Source organism: Paenibacillus cineris (assembly GCF_018333335.1).
Taxonomy (GTDB): Bacteria; Bacillota; Bacilli; order Paenibacillales; family Paenibacillaceae; genus Paenibacillus_AQ; species Paenibacillus_AQ favisporus.
The window spans coordinates 421,532-438,441 of the sequence record NZ_BORU01000003.1 but is presented as its reverse complement, the minus strand read 5'-3'; the positions used below and the strand labels follow the sequence as shown (position 1 = coordinate 438,441).

The window sequence follows — 16,910 nt, the reverse complement described above, 5'->3', positions numbered from 1 at the left end:
GAACAGAGGCACAATGGAAACGAGAGTTATTTTTAAATAAAAGATAGCTTGGTTTGAGAATAGAGGAGGAACCATGTCCTGGAGTAAATTGAAGCAGCAGCTGGAGAGTTTCCTCAGTCCTGCGTTAGTTGGAAGGGTTGAATACCGTGCAACGGGTTATCGTTATTTACCGGATAAAGCAGGGCTTTGTTATATTTCGGTAGATAAAAAGGACGTCCTCCGAATGAATGATAAAGCGAGTCAAATCCGGTGGTACCAGTCCGAGCTGGAAATTAAGAATGATCCCGATATCCAAATTCCGATCAGCCCTGAAGAAATGGAGGCGGTCAGAAAGGACACGAAAGGGACCGTTCCGGAGGATCGTCTAAAAGTCATTGCCAGAAACCGAAAAATAACAGGGTATGCCAAGGAGCTTATGTCAGCACAGGCTTCATTAAGCAAATCCAATTTTGTCGCTCTGGCTAATCAATTTTTATCTACTTCTATAGAAGAAAACATCGAGAGCAAAGATATTTTATTGAATATTCTGGCTTTGGTGGACAGACGCGTTGGGAAAAAGCGGATTTTGAACATGTCCGAGAAAATGAAGTTAAAGCATCCTGCTGTGCAGTATTTTTATGAGCTGCGGCGCAGCACGTGTTGAGAATTCATAACTTTCGTATTTGACGAGAACCCCGTCTATATCGATTGAACTAGAGTTTTACATCGAACTCCTGTTATAAGCGTCCGACAGCGGCCTATAACATGGCTTTAGTTCATTCTGTATAGCGAAGGGTTTTTGTTTCGTTTATACTGATATAGCCAATTTTACTTTCTAGGAGTTGTCTGACGAACTATGAACAAGAAAGAAATCGCGCACATTCGCAAGCAGTTTAAGATGGATAATGAATTAATGAAGATTTTCGATATTCTGAACGTGTACATTATGAAAGAAACGAACGAGGTTTATCATTGGGAGCGGAATCCCTTTGAGTTAGTGGACCGGGAGAAGCAGGAGCTGTACATGGGCAATTTCAAAAAGCTGCTGACCGGTGAATTGGATCATAAGCTGTTCGAGCTTAAGTTTCAGGATGAAGCGGAGGACCCTTCGAAGGTGCTGCTTCACCAAGCGATCCAGACGGGAGATCCGGAGGAGTGGCAGGATCTGATGATGCTGCTCGTGAACAAAATGTTGGCGGACACGACGTACGAACGGGATACGGTCATCACGTTCGTACGCGGACAATACTACCGGCCGACCAAGGCGAGGAATGATGCAGCGGAGGAGACTGGGAACGACGAAGTGTTCGGACATCCGTTCATTCTATGCAGCGTCAACTCTACGGAAAAGCAGCGGAAGGCGCTCTTGTTCGACTATGTGGAGAGAGAGTTTAAGTACAATGTCATTGTCGATCCGATTATCAAGCTCAGCACACCGGAGCAAGGATTCTTCTATCCCAGCGTGACGGACAATTACTCCGACGTGAACCGGGTTCTCTATGCGACGGGGAAATCGAATGATCCGAATGAGCGTTTTATCTCTGATGTGTTGAATGCGGAACGGTCTGTGACGGCCATGGAAGAGCGAGAGATCTTTGAAGACATCGTGAAGGAAGTAGCGGGTGAACAATTGGACTCAGCCACGATCGCACACGTGTACGAGGAGATCCACCAAGTGATTGAATCCCACCAGGATGAGGAAGAACCGGCGAAGCTCGATTACACCGATGTGGAACGCGTGCTGACCGCAAGCGGCGTAGATAACGTGACCAAGGAAGCCGTAGAACGAGCGTTCGAGACCATCGTTGACGATAAGAACTATGAACTGAAGGCGAACAGCGTGATCCCGAAATTCACGTCCAAATCGATCAAGATCGATACCAAGGTAGCCACGATTACGATCAGTCCACAGGATTTAAGGTATATTAAACAGGTGAGCTTTCAAGGCAAACGCTGCATCATGATTGAGGTTGACGAAGATGCCGTTATTGAGGGCTTTACGTTGACGACGGAGACGTTGTTGGAGAAGGCGGATTGAAGGGATAATAGCTTTTGAATTGGATTTCTCATACGTCATATCGGTAGCTTGTTAATATGCTCCCCCTACGGAGACAGGTTTTGATCTGTTTACGTGAGGGGGCTTTTTTGTGTTTGGTTTATTGAGTCTGTTCATTTGTTGGTCATGGGGATACTCAGATCCGGCGAAGGTGCAGATGCTCATCAGCATTGTAAAACCGAAGCAAATCGCTCCAGGTCAATTCGCATGGAACAGTGTAATTTTTTTCTATGAAGAGAAGGATTGGAGTACTGAAATAGAGAACGTGATATTAGATTCTGATGATAAGAAAGGAATAACTTTTTTTCGGAGCACCCTTCATCATAATCATCCATCCAGCTTATTCCCGGGTCAGCGATTGTTTTAGGCGAAGTCAATTGAATAGGAGGAGTCAAAATGAGACTGGCAGGAAAAATAGCGCTTATTACGGGTTCCGGATCCGGAATCGGAAAAGCTGCGGCATTACTCTTTGCCCAAGAAGGGGCAACGGTGATTGTTAACGACCTGGATGCGCAGAAGGGAGGAGAAACCGTACAGGAAATCGTTGAAATGGGCTGTAAAGGGATGTTCATACAAGCGGATGTGACGGATCCGGCCTCAGTCCAAGCGATGGTGGAGCAGACTATTGCTGCTTTCGGCCATATCGATGTTCTGTTCAATAATGCCGGAATTAGCGGTGTCGGCGCTTTGCATGAGGTTGAACCGGATGTATGGGACCGGGTGATGCGTGTGAATATTCGCGGCGTGTACTTGCCGAGCAAATATGCTCTGCCGCATATGATGCAGCGCAAATCGGGTTCTATCATTAATATGTCATCGTGCATCGCGGAAATCGGTTTGGCGAAGCGCGCTTCCTATTCGGCAACGAAAGGTGCTGTTTTGGCACTGACGAAATCGATGCAGGTAGACTATGCGCCTTATGGTATTCGTGTCAATGCGCTGCTCCCCGGAACCATTCTGACACCCTTTGTGGAGAATTATTTGAATAACAGCTACGAGAATCCCGAAGCTGCGATTGAGTCCCTTAAGAAACGCCAGCTCAGCGGCGAACTGGGCAGACCGGAAGATGTAGCTAAAGCGGCTTTGTTCCTTGCCTCGGATGAGTCGAAGTTTATGATGGGCTCTCCGCTGTATATCGATGGCGGCGTCGTCTTCGGCAAGGATGCTTAACATTTTAATAGGAGGGTGAGCTCTTGAAATTACTAACGTTTATTCATAATGACCAATATCGGCTTGGAGTGAAAACGGATGAGGGAGTCCTGGATGTCCTAGGGGCGCTATCCCTGATCCCATCTGAAACGGCGATTCCAACAACGATCCATGAGGTGCTGGATGGCGGAGATGAAGCACTGGCTGCCCTTCGCGAATATGTGGATCATGTGCTGCAATCCGATGATGCAATCCGCGCTTCTATGCTGCAGGAGTCGTCACTAACGCTTGGGCCCTGTGTGACCCATCCGAATAAAATCATCTGTGTAGGCTTGAATTATCGGAAGCATGCGGAAGAAACGAATGCACCGATTCCGGAATACCCGATTCTTTTCAATAAATTTAACAACACCCTGGCAGGAGCCGGCGAACAGATTCCGCTTCCGAAAGTTTCACAGAAAGTAGATTATGAGGCAGAACTGGTTATCGTCATGGGCAAAACGGCCAAGTATGTTTCCAAAGAAAACGCACTTTCCCATGTATTCGGGTATTGCAATGTGAACGATTTATCCGCTCGTGATTTGCAGCTTCGCACCCCTCAGTGGCTGCTCGGCAAATCCTGCGATAAATTTTCGCCTTTGGGGCCGTATTTGGTCACGGCGGATGAAGTCGGCAATCCGAATGATCTGGATATTCAATGCCTTGTCAATGGAGAAGTGCGTCAGCATTCCAATACGTCGGATATGATCTTTTACTGCGATGAGATCGTCAGCTATATTTCCCAGCATATGACCCTTGTTCCCGGCGATATTATTTTGACTGGAACCCCAGAAGGGGTTGTGCTCGGTTATCCGCCAGAGCAGCAGGTGTATCTGAAAGACGGCGATCAAGTCACCATACAAATCGAAAAGCTGGGATCCATCACCAATACGATGGTAGCCGAGTCGTAAATATCCGTAAAAGTTCGTGCTTAAAAAAGTCGGTTTTCAGCACCGAAGCTATGCATCCGATGTGCGTTTTTTATAACGCCTGGATTGGATGGATTTGCCATAGCAATCGTACATTTCATATATGATACATGATATACTTGGGGCAACTCGTAAAAAATGGAGATGAGCCCTTTGGCAGATAAACGATTGAGCCGCCATGTATTAACGGATGAACTCTATGATTTGTTGAAGAAAAAAATCCTGTCCCATGACATATCCGCAGGAGACAAAATCAATATCGATCAATTAGCGAGAGATTTGGGCGTCAGCAATATCCCGATTCGAGAGGCGTTGTTCCGCTTGGCTTCCGATGGATTTGTCAAAGTCGTACCGTTTAAAGGGATGTATGTCGCAGAAATGAACATGACGGATATCGACGAAATCTTCGAAATTCGTTATGCGTTAGAAGAACTTTCGGTTCGAAAGGCTGCTCCGCATATCCCTAAGTTCCGACTCGAACAAATTCTGCAAGAGCTCGATGCGGTTGAACACATGTGGGAAGCGAGCCACGAAGAGAATATCATCTCCAAGATGAACCATGATCTGCATGGAACGATATTGGCTTATGCAGGCAATGAGAACCTGAAGCAGATGGTCACGGCTTTAATCGAACGGGTTCACCGCTACTTGAATTTAGCCCATTACAAGATCGACATGAGCGCGGAGATTGCAGAACATCGAAGAATCGTGTTAGCTTTGCTCGAGAACGATACAGAAAAAGCCGTAGAAGCTTCCAGAATCCATCTACACCAGGCATATCAACGGTTGCGAGACAACTTTAAGTAACTTCCATATTCCGCTTTACACTATAAATCGTGTATGATATTATTCAAAATAAATCATACACGATTTATTATTTTGAATGCGATTACATAATAGCGGAGGGGACGATCATGTTTATTCGCACAGTGAGTTTGTGGAGGAAAAACATTTATCGGCATTGGCAGCTTTATTGTATCGTGGCATTACCCGTTCTGTTCCTTATCACGTTTAATTACGTCCCGATGATCGGCATCCAGATTGCATTTAAAGAGTTCAACCCCACACAAGGCATATGGCACAGCCCATGGATCGGGGGGGAGCAGTTTGAGATGTTCTTCGGTTCACCTTACTTCTGGCCAATTATCAAAAACACCCTCCTTCTTAGTATCTACGCATTATGTATCGGAACACCTGCCGCCATCCTGCTCGCACTCGCGCTCAATGAAGTGAAAAATCAACGGTTTAAGAAAATCGTGCAAATGTTTACGTATGCCCCATACTTTATTTCCACCGTGGTGTTAGTCGGCATGATTAACATTATTTTATCCCCCACAACAGGACTTTACGGTCAATTATCCCATCTCTTCGGCGTAGCAAATGTCTATGATATTCTAGGCGAATCGAAAGCGTTCTCATCTCTGTATGTCTGGTCAGGCGTTTGGCAGGAGACGGGTTATGGCGCCGTCATTTATCTTGCAGCATTAGCGAACGTGAACCCAGAGCTCTATGAAGCCTCTAAAATTGACGGTGCATCCCGCATTCAGAAAATCATTCATATCGATTTGCCTGCGATTCGCCCAACGATCATCGTGCTATTCATTTTAGCCGTTGGCGGGCTGATGAGCGTAGGATTCGAGAAAGTCTTTCTGCTTCAGAACATGTTGAACCTGAGCACGTCCGAAGTCATATCCACGTATGTGTACAAAATTGGGTTAGTGAACACCAACTACAGCTTCGGGGTCGCCGTTGGCTTGTTCAACTCCGTTGTTGGGTTCATTCTGATCTTCACAACGAATGTGCTCGCCAGAAAATTTTCGGATTCGAGTCTGTTCTGATGAGGGGGATAGCCATGGAGAAAGCCAAACACATTCGCGAGCCTTGGAGCGACCGAGTGAGCATCGTCGTTATTTATATCTTTCTAAGTATCATTCTATTATGCGTCGCATACCCCCTAATCTATATTGTTAGCTCATCGTTCAGTTCATCGGCTGCCGTCATGTCCGGTAAAGTATGGTTGTTCCCAGTAGAACCTACGTGGTACGGGTATCAAGCCGTGTTCCAATATCAGCAAATCTGGACGGGTTACCTCAATTCCTTCATCTATACCGTAGCGGGGTCTATCATTAGCGTTGCTCTAACCATCATGATGGCCTATCCCTTATCACGTAAGACGTTTATGGGCAGGAAAGTCCTCATGTGGGCGCTGTTGTTCGCGATGCTGTTCAGCGGGGGATTAATTCCTTACTATCTCGTGATCAAATCTCTTCATCTGCTCGATACACGTTGGGCGATGATCCTTCCAGGCGCGCTCAACATCTTCTCGATTATTGTCGCCAAAACATTCTTCCAAAGCTCGATCCCAAATGATTTGTATGAAGCTGCTCAGCTCGATGGATGTAATGATACGAAGTTCTTAACACGAATCGTTCTCCCGCTATCCAAGCCTGTTATTGCGGTATTGCTGCTCTGGGCTGCCGTGGGCAATTGGAACTCCTATTTTAACGCGCTGATCTTCCTGAACAGTGAGCATCTCTACCCGCTGCAGCTCATCTTGCGTGAAATTCTGGTCTTAAACAATGTCTCGACGAACTCGATTACGTTATCTCCGGAACAACTCAAGCAGTTCGAAGATATGAAGACACTCCTGAAATATTCCGTGATTGTGATTGCTAGCATTCCGGTGTTGATCCTGTATCCTTTCATTCAAAAATATTTCGTCAAAGGGGTGATGGTGGGTTCCATCAAAGAATGAGCACGGAGGGTCATTCGGGTGATTTTCATTTCGAATTTTGGAGGGGTATGCATGATTCGTATCAATCGAACGGTATTGGCGGTCATGATGGCATCCATCATGATCATATTATCCGCATGCTCAGGCAATTCGACAGAACCTGCGAACAATAATGCATCGACGAATAGTAATGGAGCGGTTGACGAGAACAAAGTGGTCGATGTTTCTTTCTTCGCGGTTCCGTCTTCCGATGTCATAGACCTCAAAACGAACTGGTTCACCGGTTATGTGAAAGATACCTTCAAACTGAACATCCAATGGAATATCGCGCCATCCAGTGATTCTTCAACAAAGCAATCGCTTCTGCTGTCCAGTGGCAACTATCCGGATGCCTTCTGGTCGGGCAGCTTTTCACCGTCAGATATCCTGAAATATTCAAAGCAAGGAATCATCGTCCCGCTCAACGCTTATATCGAGAAGTATGCTCCTAATTTGACGAAAGCGATGGAGACCGCACCTGGTCTGAAGCAAGCGATGACCGCACCGGACGGGAAAATATATGGCGTGCCGAGCTATAATTCATGCATTCATTGCTACTGGGGACAGAAATTCTGGATTAATACCGATGCTCTGAACAAATTCGGCTTGTCCATGCCGACGACGACGGATGAGCTGACGAATGTCCTGCAGACCTTTAAAGATCATGGGCTTGTGCCGTTGTCCGGCACCTCCGACGGGTTTGATCCGACCATCTTCCTCATGAATGCCTTCATCTATGACAATGGCTCCGATTTCTTCAACGTAGAGGATGGGAAAGTGAGCTATGCGCCTGTGCAGGAAGAGTGGAAGAAGGGCCTTACCTATATCCGTGATTTGTACGCGAAAGGACTCCTTGATAAGCAAGCTTTCAGCCAAAAGGGCGAGGTCATCAAGCAGCTGGCTGCGCAGAACAAAGTAGGCGTCGTACCGTATTTGTACAGCGCGGGATTCATTGATACCGCGAATCCGAACTATCCGAACTGGAGTACTGTACCCCCTTTGAAAGGGCCGGATGGTACCCAATATGCAGCATTCAGCGGAAATACGCCTAAATCGCTGACGTTCGTCGTAACGAAAAACGCGACGGAAGAGCAAATTGTGCGAATGATCAAACTCGTCGATTTCATCTATACGCCTGAAGGCACCCAAATGATGAATTTCGGGCAGGAAGGGAAGTATTGGACCAAAGCAGGAGACGGGGTTAAGGGTCTGAGCGGAGAACAAGCACTGTTCATTACGCAGTCTGACAAGTTCTACTCTGCCGGCGCGAAGCAGAATGAAGGCTGGAACCAAATGGGGCCCATTTTCCAGAATACGACGTGGAGAAACGGATTTGTAGAAGCGAAGGCGCCATTTTCGGCAGATGGATTGGAATCCCTCCTGATGCTGGAGACGATGAAGAATTATGCCGGTCATCAGCCGAAGCAAGTGTATCCAGGGGTGATTTGGATTCAACCACAGGAGTACCAGAACTTCGCCTTGCTGAAGACGAATATTGAACAGTATGTCAAACAATCCATGGCCCAATTTATTAATGGATCGAAATCCATCGAGAACGATTGGCAGACCTATGTAGAGGGCTTGCAGAAACTAGGCTTGACGCAGTATCTGGAGATGGCGCAGAAAGCGATGACCGAGCCGTTCGATACATCCGCATTCCAGTCCGATCCGAAGACGGTTGAGTTCTTGTCATCCCTGAAATAAACCACGGAGGTGTGTGTAAGACATGAATTCCAAGACGCTTCGGGTTGCGCTCATTGACGGTCCTGCCTATGCTCCGCTATATGCATGTTTGTCGCAATTCAGTCAGCAGTTCGGGATTCAAGTGGACATTGGGTTCAAGGGAACACATCCTGAGCTGAATCGCCATGTACAAGAATGTATGGAGAATGGTTTACCATCCTATGATCTGATATCGACGCATACAAAATATGCTCCCTCGCAAGCCCGTTATTTATATGGATTGGATCAAGAATTCACCGCAGAAGAGCTGGAGGATTTCTCTCCCGCTCTTCTGGAACTTGCTCGCGTGCAAGGTAAATTGATGAGTATTCCGCGTAATTTTGATGCTAGGCTGCTGTTCTACCGGCGCGATCGTCTGGAGGAGCTGGGGTTATCCGTTCCGGAGACCTGGGAGGAGCTGGCTCATGTCGCGTCCAGCGTAACTGAAGCCGGCTACACGGGATTCGTATTCCCTGGGATGGAGTCCGGGTTATTCGGGACCTTCTTCGAATTATTGATCAGTGGCGGCGGGCAGCTATTCGATGAGCAATTACAGCCTATGTTTGCCAGTGAAGCGGGAGTCGAGGCCCTTCAGAAGCTCAGACAATGGTATCAATGGGGGTGGACACCGAAAGGGCTGCCGGATATGCATTATGATGAAGTATCGGCATCCTTTCGACAGGGGGAGAGTACGATGGTTACCGATTGGCCAGGTTATTTCGGCTTACTCTCCGAGTCACCCGTCGCTAATGTATTCGACCTTGCGTTGACCCCGAAATCGGCAAGCGGTCGTCGTGCGGTTTATTGCGGAAGTCATTCGTTCGCGATTCCAGCGTCCAGCGAACATGTGGAAGAGGCAATTGTATTGCTCAAATTTATAACTTCGCCGGAAGCGCAGGCCATGGATGCGGATCAAGGTCATGTTCCTGTAAGACAATCGATCATGAAACGCCTGAAGCGGGAGGCTCTACCGAATTCCATTGCCTCTAAACGCTGGTCTCTACTCGAGGAGACAATCGCTACGAGCGTCATTATACCACCCAAGTTTCCAACGTACCCTACGGCTGAGGACATTCTATGGCAAGCGCTTCGTAGATGCATCATAGGTGAATTATCGGAACAACAAGCGTTAGCCCTCGCATCGGAGCAAATTCAACAGCTTATCCGTTCTTAGGCAAGAAGCAAACATTCATGATAAGGGTTGAGAGGAGGAAGCGCGTTGTCTTTTGAAGGGAAAGTATGCATTGTAACGGGTGGCGGATCCGGTATCGGTGAAGTGACAGCCAGAAGATTCGCCTCCGAAGGCGCAATCGTGGTCATTGCGGATGTTAATGAAGAAGAGGCGCGAAGGGTCGTACATGAGATCATTCGCTGTAACGGATCAGCAGTGGCTATACAGACGGACGTATCCGATGGTATGGCGGTTCAAGCGCTTGTCGCGGATGTTGCCAGGCAATTCGGTCGGATCGACGTCTTATTCAATAATGCCGCAACCATATTGCCTAAACCATTGGAAGAGGTATTGGAACACGAATGGACAAGGGTAATCGACATTAACCTGAAGAGCGTCTATCTGATGATTAAATATACGATACCTTATTTAAGGACCACGTGTGGGAGTATCGTCAATATGGCCTCGTTGAACGGTTTGGTTGGACAGAAGCAGAACGCCGTCTACGTCGCGACCAAAGGCGCCATTATTGCCATGACGAAAGCTCTTGCAATCGATTATGCCCCTGACAGGGTACGGGTGAACTGTATCTGCCCAGCGGGCGTGATGACGCCGCTTCTAGAGAAATGGACGATGGAGCAGGACGATCCAGAACAGGTACGCACCTCACTGAATGAGATGCATGCACTTGGCAGACCGGCACGTGCAGAGGAAATTGCCGATGCCGTCGTATTTCTAGCTTCGGAATCAGCGCAATTCATAACAGGCGTTGCCTTGCCGGTAGATGGCGGCGCATCGTTAGGCTATTGAAGACATCGAGGGAACAGGAGAGATTGAATCATGAAGATCATAAAGGCAGAGAGCTTTATTTTGCACGTTCCCATTACGCCGCCGATTACAGACGCGATAAATGTTGCTACACATTGGGGCGTGACAGGCGTTCGCATCTATACCGATGAAGGAATCACGGGTTACGGCTATACAGGCACATGCGCACAAGGAGACGAGATGATCGCAGCGACCATTGATCGCTATTATGCTAGGAAGCTGATCGGCAAAGACCCGTTTATGGTGAAGCAGATTTGGGATGAGCTGCGATATGGGGAGATGCATTGGATTGGTCGCGCTGGGGTCACGCATATGGCCTTAGCCGCAGTAGACATTGCCTTATGGGATATCATGGCGAAGTCTTTGAACAAACCGTTGTGGCAGCTCCTCGGAGGACATAAATCACAGAAGATTAAAGCTTATAATACGAATGGCGGTTGGTTGAATTGGAGTCAGGATCGGCTCATTGCCGATATGACCAACATTCTTGAAGAGGGATTTACCGCAGTCAAGATGAAAGTCGGCAAGCCGGATCCACGTGAGGACTTTACTCGGGTACAGGCGGTACGTCGCGCGATCGGAGATCAAGCCGGATTGATGATTGACGTGAACCAGCAATGGAACATCACGACAGCGATGACGTGGGGCAAGAAATTGGAACAGTTCGACCTTCTCTGGCTCGAGGAACCGCTGAATCCGGATGACATCATGAATCACCGGAAATTAGCAGATGAGCTGAACGTACCGATTGCACTTGGCGAGCATGTGTATTCCAAATATGCGTTTCGTGATTACATCCATCAGGGTGCAGTCGAATATGTGCAGGTGGATGTCACGCGTGTTGCGGGCATTACCGAATGGCTGCAAATCGCCGGATTAGCCGCCGCATACGATTTACCGATATGTCCGCATGTCGGCGATATGGGGCAAATTCATCAGCATCTGGTTGCATCCACGCCGAATGCGGTTCTGTTAGAGTATATTCCTTGGATTCGTCATATTTTCGAAGAGCCAGCAACGGTAAAGGACGGGTTCTATGTGCTGCCGCAGATGCCAGGAGCATCGACCGAAATCATTCCGCGTTATTTTGATGAATACCGAGTTCAGTAATATGCTATTTCACGATTAAATCACGAGGAGTTGGATATGCATGAAAGCAGTTCATCCACAAGCGCAATGGTTTGATGAGGCTCGATTCGGTGTATTTATTCATTGGGGTCCGTATGCATTACGCGAAATTGAGGCCTCTTGGCCTTTAATGCCCCATAGCCGTCAGCATCTGGATGTTGAAACCTATGAAAGTCTGGCAGATGAGTTCCATCCTACGAGCTATAATCCTAGAGAATGGGCTCAGCATGCGAAGGAAGCAGGTGCGAAATACGTGGTGCTCACCGCGAAGCATCATGATGGATTCTGCCTCTTCGACACGGCAACGACCGACTATTGTGCGACGAAGAGAGGACCGCAACAAGATTTGATCGCGCCTTACGTCGAGGCTGTGAGAGAAGCAGGGTTAAAAGTGGGGTTGTATTTTACGACCATTGACTGGCATGATCCTGATTTCGCTACCATCCCCATTAGCAAGGGGATTCAATCGCCCAAGCCGAATACATATGATCCTGCGAGATGGTGGCAGTTCCATAAGCGTTTTATGGAACAACTGCGTGAATTACTAACCCATTACGGCCGAATTGATCTGATCTGGTTCGATGTTCCGGGATTCGGTGCGGATCGCTGGCGCAGCAGTGAAGTGAAGCAAATGATGTTGAACTTGCAGCCGCATCTCGTCATTAACGATCGGTTGCCGGACGTGGGTGACTATGAGACGCCAGAACAATTCGTACCGACACATCCGCCGGATGGATGGTGGGAGACCTGCATGACCATGAATCATCAATGGGCTTATCATTCCGATGCTTCGACCTATAAAAGCGAAGTCACGCTGCTAGATACATTGCTCGAAGTGGCCAGCAAAGGGGGGAACCTGTTGTTAAATGTAGGTCCCGGGCCCGATGGCACCTGGCCCGAAGAAGCGATCGAACGATTACAGCGAATCGGAGCGTGGCTTGCCCACTCGGGTGACAGTATTTATGGAACCCAACGCGTTGTAGAACATTATCCTCCTTGTTTTTATGGACCTATGACCCGAAAGGGAAATACGATCTACTTGCATCTAAGAGAGATTCCGAGATTCCCTGTGGAAGTGCGTGAACTAGGAGGCCAAGTGAAGTCTGTTAAGCTGCTGAAGACGGGAGAAGAACTCGCTTACAAAGTAGAAGAAATATTCGGTCACTTGAGCGGGACAGAAGGAAGGTACAGCGTAAATCGGATCTGGATCGATGTCCCCGCCGAATTCTGCGACGAATGGAACACGGTCATTGCTGTAGAATTTGATCAAGAACCCATTTGGCCTGTGCGCAAATAAGGTGAAAAACTCCCCTTCATGGTTTAATACGGAGGGGAGTTTATAGTTTAAGCAAAGTTTTAATCGCAATTTATTGTAATGACTCTGAAATCTTTAATGAAATGAGCTCGGTCTTAATAACCAAGATCCAAAGCGGAAGGCGCTCTTGTTCGACTATGTGGAGAGAGAGTTTAAGTACAATGTCATTGTCGATCCGATTATCAAGCTCAGCACACCGGAGCAAGGGTTCTTCTATCCCAGCGTGACAGACAATTACTCCGACGTGAACCGGGTTCTCTATGCTACGGGAAAATCGAACGATCCAAATGAGCGTTTCATCTCGGATGTATTGAATGCGGAACGGTCTGTGACGGCGATGGAAGAGCGAGAGATCTTTGAAGACATCGTGAAGGAAGTGGCGGGTGAACAACTGGACTCAGCCACGATCGCACACGTGTACGAGGAGATCCACCAAGTGATTGAATCCCACCAGGATGAAGAAGAACCGGCGAAGCTGGATTACACCGATGTGGAACGCGTGCTGACCGCAAGCGGCGTAGACAACGTGACCAAGGAAGCCGTGGAACGGGCGTTTGAGACCATCGTTGACGATAAGAACTATGAACTGAAGGCGAACAGCGTAATCCCAAAATTCACGTCCAAATCGATCAAGATCGATACCAAGGTAGCCACGATTACGATCAGTCCACAGGATTTAAGGTATATCAAACAGGTGAGCTTTCAAGGCAAACGCTGCATCATGATTGAGGTTGACGAAGATGCTGTTATTGAGGGTTTTACGCTGACTACAGAGACGTTATTGGAAAAAGCGGAATGAGGGGATAAGAGCTTTTGAGATGGATTTCGCATATGTCACATCAGTGGGTTAGTGAGATGCTCCCCTATGATTCACCTGTCTACCGTGAAGGGGCACTTTTTATGGTTACTTTGTTGAGTCTGTTCATTTGTTGGTCTTTAGCTCTTAGTGGTTGTACCGGATCTTCAAATGATAGCAATAAGTGCCACCAACAAAGACATTGAAGATTACGTCTTCGACCATCGTTGAATAACCAGCAGTAATATTGAGCAAGAGTTTGCAAATGAACCCGAAGGACCTTGTGAATAAGGCGGCCAAAGCGCAATGGTAGTGGGCAAAAGGGAGGAGCGGACAGCTCCTCCCTTTTATTTTAGGCTTTAGCCAGTTGAGCTCGCGAAGCGTGCGAAACAAAAAACCACCCGCTATGCGGATGGAGGGATCGAGGGTTTGACCACTAAGACCATCCCGATAGAATTGAGATGTTCAGGCGGGGTGGAAAGGAATGCTTAGATGGCAAACAAAAACTATAGTCTAGCGCACACCAAGTGGATGTGCAAATACCACATTGTATTCACCCCGAAGTATAGACGGAAAGAAATTTATAATCAAGTGAGGAAAGATTTAATCGAAATTTTTAAACGATTATGTAAGTACAAGGGAGTGGATATAATTGAAGGCCATATGATGCCAGATCATGTACACAAGTTGGTAGCAATCCCGCCAAAGATATCCGTCTCATCATTTATGGGATATCTCAAGGGGAAAAGTTCGCTAATGATCTTTGAGAAGCATGCCAATTAAAGTATAAATACGGAAATAGGAAATTTTGGGCAGAAGGATATTATGTGAGCACCGTAGGGTTAAATGAAGCAACCGTAGCAAAGTACATTCGCGAACAAGAAGCACACGACCAAGCAATAGATAAATTGAGTGTAAAAGAGTATGAGGATCCGTTCAGCGACTATAGGAGCAAAAAGAAATAAACCAGTTTAACTGGTAAGTGAAAGTGACAAATTACACTGAGCCTGAACAGATTTGTAGCCAGGCTAGCGTCTTTAGCCACAGTTTGGCAACAGGGTGTTATACCCCAAGAGCAAACCACCCGTTGGACGGGTGGTTATGATTTATAAAGATAGTTAGATTCGATGCTATTTTTTGCCTAGGATATGCCTTGTGTTGAGATGTAATTAAATTTTTCATTGAAATCCTTCTTAAGTACTAGATTTGATTTTTTTCACCTACTTACTATCTAATTACATGGTATAATTTAACTATTATCTGAAGGAGGGATATTTATGAGGCTAATAAGTTTTAGTGTAACAAATTATAAAGTTTTTAGTGAAATGTTTACAATTGACTTTTCTAATGACTCGATTGCTATTTTAACTGGAAGAAATAATACAGGAAAATCAACTATATTAGAAGCTATCAATTGTTTTTTTCAAAAAGAATCTAAAGCAAAAACTATTCCTAACGACTGCTTTTCAAAAAGGGAACAGAAGATTGTCCTAAAAGCAGTATTTGAATTTAATGGTGAAAAAATTACCATTTTTAAAAAGTATAAAGAGGAATCTGCACCGATTTTTTATGATGAAAATGATATAGAGATTAAAAATTCACATGAATTAAAGGATAAATTGGAAGAAATCTTAAGTAACAAGCCTTTTTACATAACCCCATCTATGTTACCTGATGATATTAGTGATCTAATTCAGAATATTTATTCTGAAATAATAAAAAGTGATTTGCAAAAACTTGAGAATTTTAATGGTGACCCCAAAAAAGAACAGGAGTTATTCGAATTAGCAGAGGAATATTCTCAAATTAAAAAGGCTTACCCCAAGTTTTTAAGAAAGATTAAATTAAATACGGATAAAATACTCGAACAAGTAAGTAATGATGTTTCTGATAACTTGCGAGTTTTATTTTCTAATGACCACTTATCTTTAAGCGTTGTAGGTGGGGAAAGCGAAGGCTTTTCATCCACGGATATACTAAAGTCTACTAATTCAAGTGTTCATATAGACAGTAATGTGCAATCTAAAATGCCTTTAGCGAATCAAGGTACTGGTCTACAACGAATGAGTCTTATATATCTTATTCAAAATATGATCGAAAAAAAGCTTTTAGGTGAAAATGAAAATAAATTGTTGCTTATAGATGAGCCAGAAGCTTTCTTGCACCCAGAAGCAGTTCGAGCATTAAGTCGTTCTCTTTATAAAATTGGTCAAAAACTTCCGTTGATGATTTCGACTCACTCGCCAATACTTATAGACCTATCTGAAAGACATACCTCTATACAAGTTTTCCGTGTTGGTGAAAAAGAAGCTATTCAATTATATAAGTCTGTTAGTGAACAATTTGATGATGATGATATTAAAAATATGAAAATTTTAAACTATGTTGACTCGTATGTGAACGAATTCTTCTTTGCACATAAAATAGTGATTGTTGAAGGAGATACCGAGTATATTGCTTTTAAACATCTTGCAAAGCAAAGAGATTATAATGTTCATATAATTCGCGCTAGGGGAAAAGCTACAATTGCAACCTTAATGAAGGTTCTTAACCAGTTCAGCTCTCATTATGATGTATTGCATGATGTAGACAATCACGAAAAACATTCCTCTTCAACATTAAAAGCTCAACTAACAAATTGCAAAAAAATATACAGCTATAAAAAAAGCGAAAATGTTAGAGTATTTTGTTCCATATCACATTTTGAAAATGCAATTGGCATTGGAGACATAGCCAATGATAAAAAAACTCAAGTAATTTATCAAATATTACATGAGAGTTCCGACTCAGGTGAATTTGGTGAAGCTAAACTACTTGTTGAAAATATCTTTGAGCAAATAATAAATCGTAGTGAAGAGAAAAATTTAGATGCCGGATTTCGTAGAATAAATAATGAAAAGGATTATGAAGAGTTATTTTCTGAGTTGATTGAACGAAAAATTCGTGAAGAAGAAATGGAAAAAAAGAAGAAAGAAGGGAAAATATTTACTTTTTGAAAAACAAAAGTTTTTATTTATAACCAAAA

Annotated in this window: 13 protein-coding genes and 2 pseudogenes; all 15 read left to right on the top strand. The window is 45.3% G+C overall.

Going from position 1 to position 16,910, the window contains the following annotated elements; genetic code table 11:
• Window positions 1-73: 73 nt before the first annotated feature.
• Window positions 74-643, top strand: coding sequence for an SF0329 family protein (locus tag KI379_RS26145; RefSeq protein ID WP_212985422.1), 570 nt, complete (start codon window positions 74-76; stop codon window positions 641-643).
• A 192-nt stretch (window positions 644-835) separates the two neighbouring features.
• Window positions 836-2,017 (top strand): DUF4317 domain-containing protein, encoded by a 1,182-nt coding sequence (locus KI379_RS26140; protein WP_212985421.1) that lies wholly within the window; start codon window positions 836-838, stop codon window positions 2,015-2,017.
• A 414-nt stretch (window positions 2,018-2,431) separates the two neighbouring features.
• Entirely contained in the window at window positions 2,432-3,205 is a 774-nt protein-coding gene (locus KI379_RS26135) for an SDR family NAD(P)-dependent oxidoreductase (protein ID WP_212985420.1), read from the top strand.
• 23 nt (window positions 3,206-3,228) lie between these two features.
• On the top strand, window positions 3,229-4,134 hold the full coding sequence (locus tag KI379_RS26130; RefSeq protein ID WP_212985419.1) for a fumarylacetoacetate hydrolase family protein: 906 nt from the start codon (window positions 3,229-3,231) through the stop codon (window positions 4,132-4,134).
• A gap of 171 nt (window positions 4,135-4,305) precedes the next feature.
• The gene (locus KI379_RS26125) at window positions 4,306-4,959 is read left to right on the top strand and encodes a GntR family transcriptional regulator (RefSeq protein ID WP_244879441.1); all 654 of its coding nucleotides are present in this window, start codon (window positions 4,306-4,308) and stop codon (window positions 4,957-4,959) included.
• Between the two features lie 107 nt (window positions 4,960-5,066).
• Entirely contained in the window at window positions 5,067-5,990 is a 924-nt protein-coding gene (locus tag KI379_RS26120; protein WP_212985418.1) for an ABC transporter permease, read from the top strand.
• A 14-nt stretch (window positions 5,991-6,004) separates the two neighbouring features.
• Window positions 6,005-6,907 (top strand): carbohydrate ABC transporter permease, encoded by a 903-nt coding sequence (locus KI379_RS26115; protein ID WP_212985417.1) that lies wholly within the window; start codon window positions 6,005-6,007, stop codon window positions 6,905-6,907.
• A gap of 51 nt (window positions 6,908-6,958) precedes the next feature.
• On the top strand, window positions 6,959-8,629 hold the full coding sequence (locus KI379_RS26110; protein WP_212985416.1) for an extracellular solute-binding protein: 1,671 nt from the start codon (window positions 6,959-6,961) through the stop codon (window positions 8,627-8,629).
• Between the two features lie 22 nt (window positions 8,630-8,651).
• Window positions 8,652-9,821, top strand: coding sequence for an extracellular solute-binding protein (locus KI379_RS26105; protein WP_212985415.1), 1,170 nt, complete (start codon window positions 8,652-8,654; stop codon window positions 9,819-9,821).
• A gap of 45 nt (window positions 9,822-9,866) precedes the next feature.
• Window positions 9,867-10,628, top strand: a complete 762-nt coding sequence (locus KI379_RS26100; protein ID WP_212985414.1) for an SDR family NAD(P)-dependent oxidoreductase — start codon at window positions 9,867-9,869, stop codon at window positions 10,626-10,628.
• Between the two features lie 30 nt (window positions 10,629-10,658).
• Complete coding sequence (locus KI379_RS26095; RefSeq protein ID WP_212985413.1) at window positions 10,659-11,756, top strand: mandelate racemase/muconate lactonizing enzyme family protein; 1,098 nt, start codon at window positions 10,659-10,661, stop codon at window positions 11,754-11,756.
• A 40-nt stretch (window positions 11,757-11,796) separates the two neighbouring features.
• A complete protein-coding gene (locus tag KI379_RS26090) occupies window positions 11,797-13,071 on the top strand; it encodes an alpha-L-fucosidase (RefSeq protein WP_212985412.1) in 1,275 nt (424 codons plus the stop codon).
• Between the two features lie 133 nt (window positions 13,072-13,204).
• A pseudogene (locus tag KI379_RS26085) lies at window positions 13,205-13,888 on the top strand (DUF4317 family protein); the annotation flags it as partial.
• 489 nt (window positions 13,889-14,377) lie between these two features.
• A pseudogene (tnpA, locus tag KI379_RS26080) lies at window positions 14,378-14,850 on the top strand (IS200/IS605 family transposase).
• Between the two features lie 312 nt (window positions 14,851-15,162).
• Entirely contained in the window at window positions 15,163-16,881 is a 1,719-nt protein-coding gene (locus KI379_RS26075) for an ATP-dependent nuclease (RefSeq protein ID WP_212985411.1), read from the top strand.
• Window positions 16,882-16,910: the final 29 nt, after the last annotated feature.

Coding starts and splice junctions, on each gene's coding strand:
- KI379_RS26145 (WP_212985422.1), top strand. CDS start 74: ATGTCCTGGAGTAAATTGAAGCAGCAGCTGGAGAGTTTCCTCAGTCCT.
- KI379_RS26140 (WP_212985421.1), top strand. CDS start 836: ATGAACAAGAAAGAAATCGCGCACATTCGCAAGCAGTTTAAGATGGAT.
- KI379_RS26135 (WP_212985420.1), top strand. CDS start 2,432: ATGAGACTGGCAGGAAAAATAGCGCTTATTACGGGTTCCGGATCCGGA.
- KI379_RS26120 (WP_212985418.1), top strand. CDS start 5,067: ATGTTTATTCGCACAGTGAGTTTGTGGAGGAAAAACATTTATCGGCAT.
- KI379_RS26115 (WP_212985417.1), top strand. CDS start 6,005: ATGGAGAAAGCCAAACACATTCGCGAGCCTTGGAGCGACCGAGTGAGC.
- KI379_RS26110 (WP_212985416.1), top strand. CDS start 6,959: ATGATTCGTATCAATCGAACGGTATTGGCGGTCATGATGGCATCCATC.
- KI379_RS26105 (WP_212985415.1), top strand. CDS start 8,652: ATGAATTCCAAGACGCTTCGGGTTGCGCTCATTGACGGTCCTGCCTAT.
- KI379_RS26095 (WP_212985413.1), top strand. CDS start 10,659: ATGAAGATCATAAAGGCAGAGAGCTTTATTTTGCACGTTCCCATTACG.
- KI379_RS26090 (WP_212985412.1), top strand. CDS start 11,797: ATGAAAGCAGTTCATCCACAAGCGCAATGGTTTGATGAGGCTCGATTC.
- KI379_RS26075 (WP_212985411.1), top strand. CDS start 15,163: ATGAGGCTAATAAGTTTTAGTGTAACAAATTATAAAGTTTTTAGTGAA.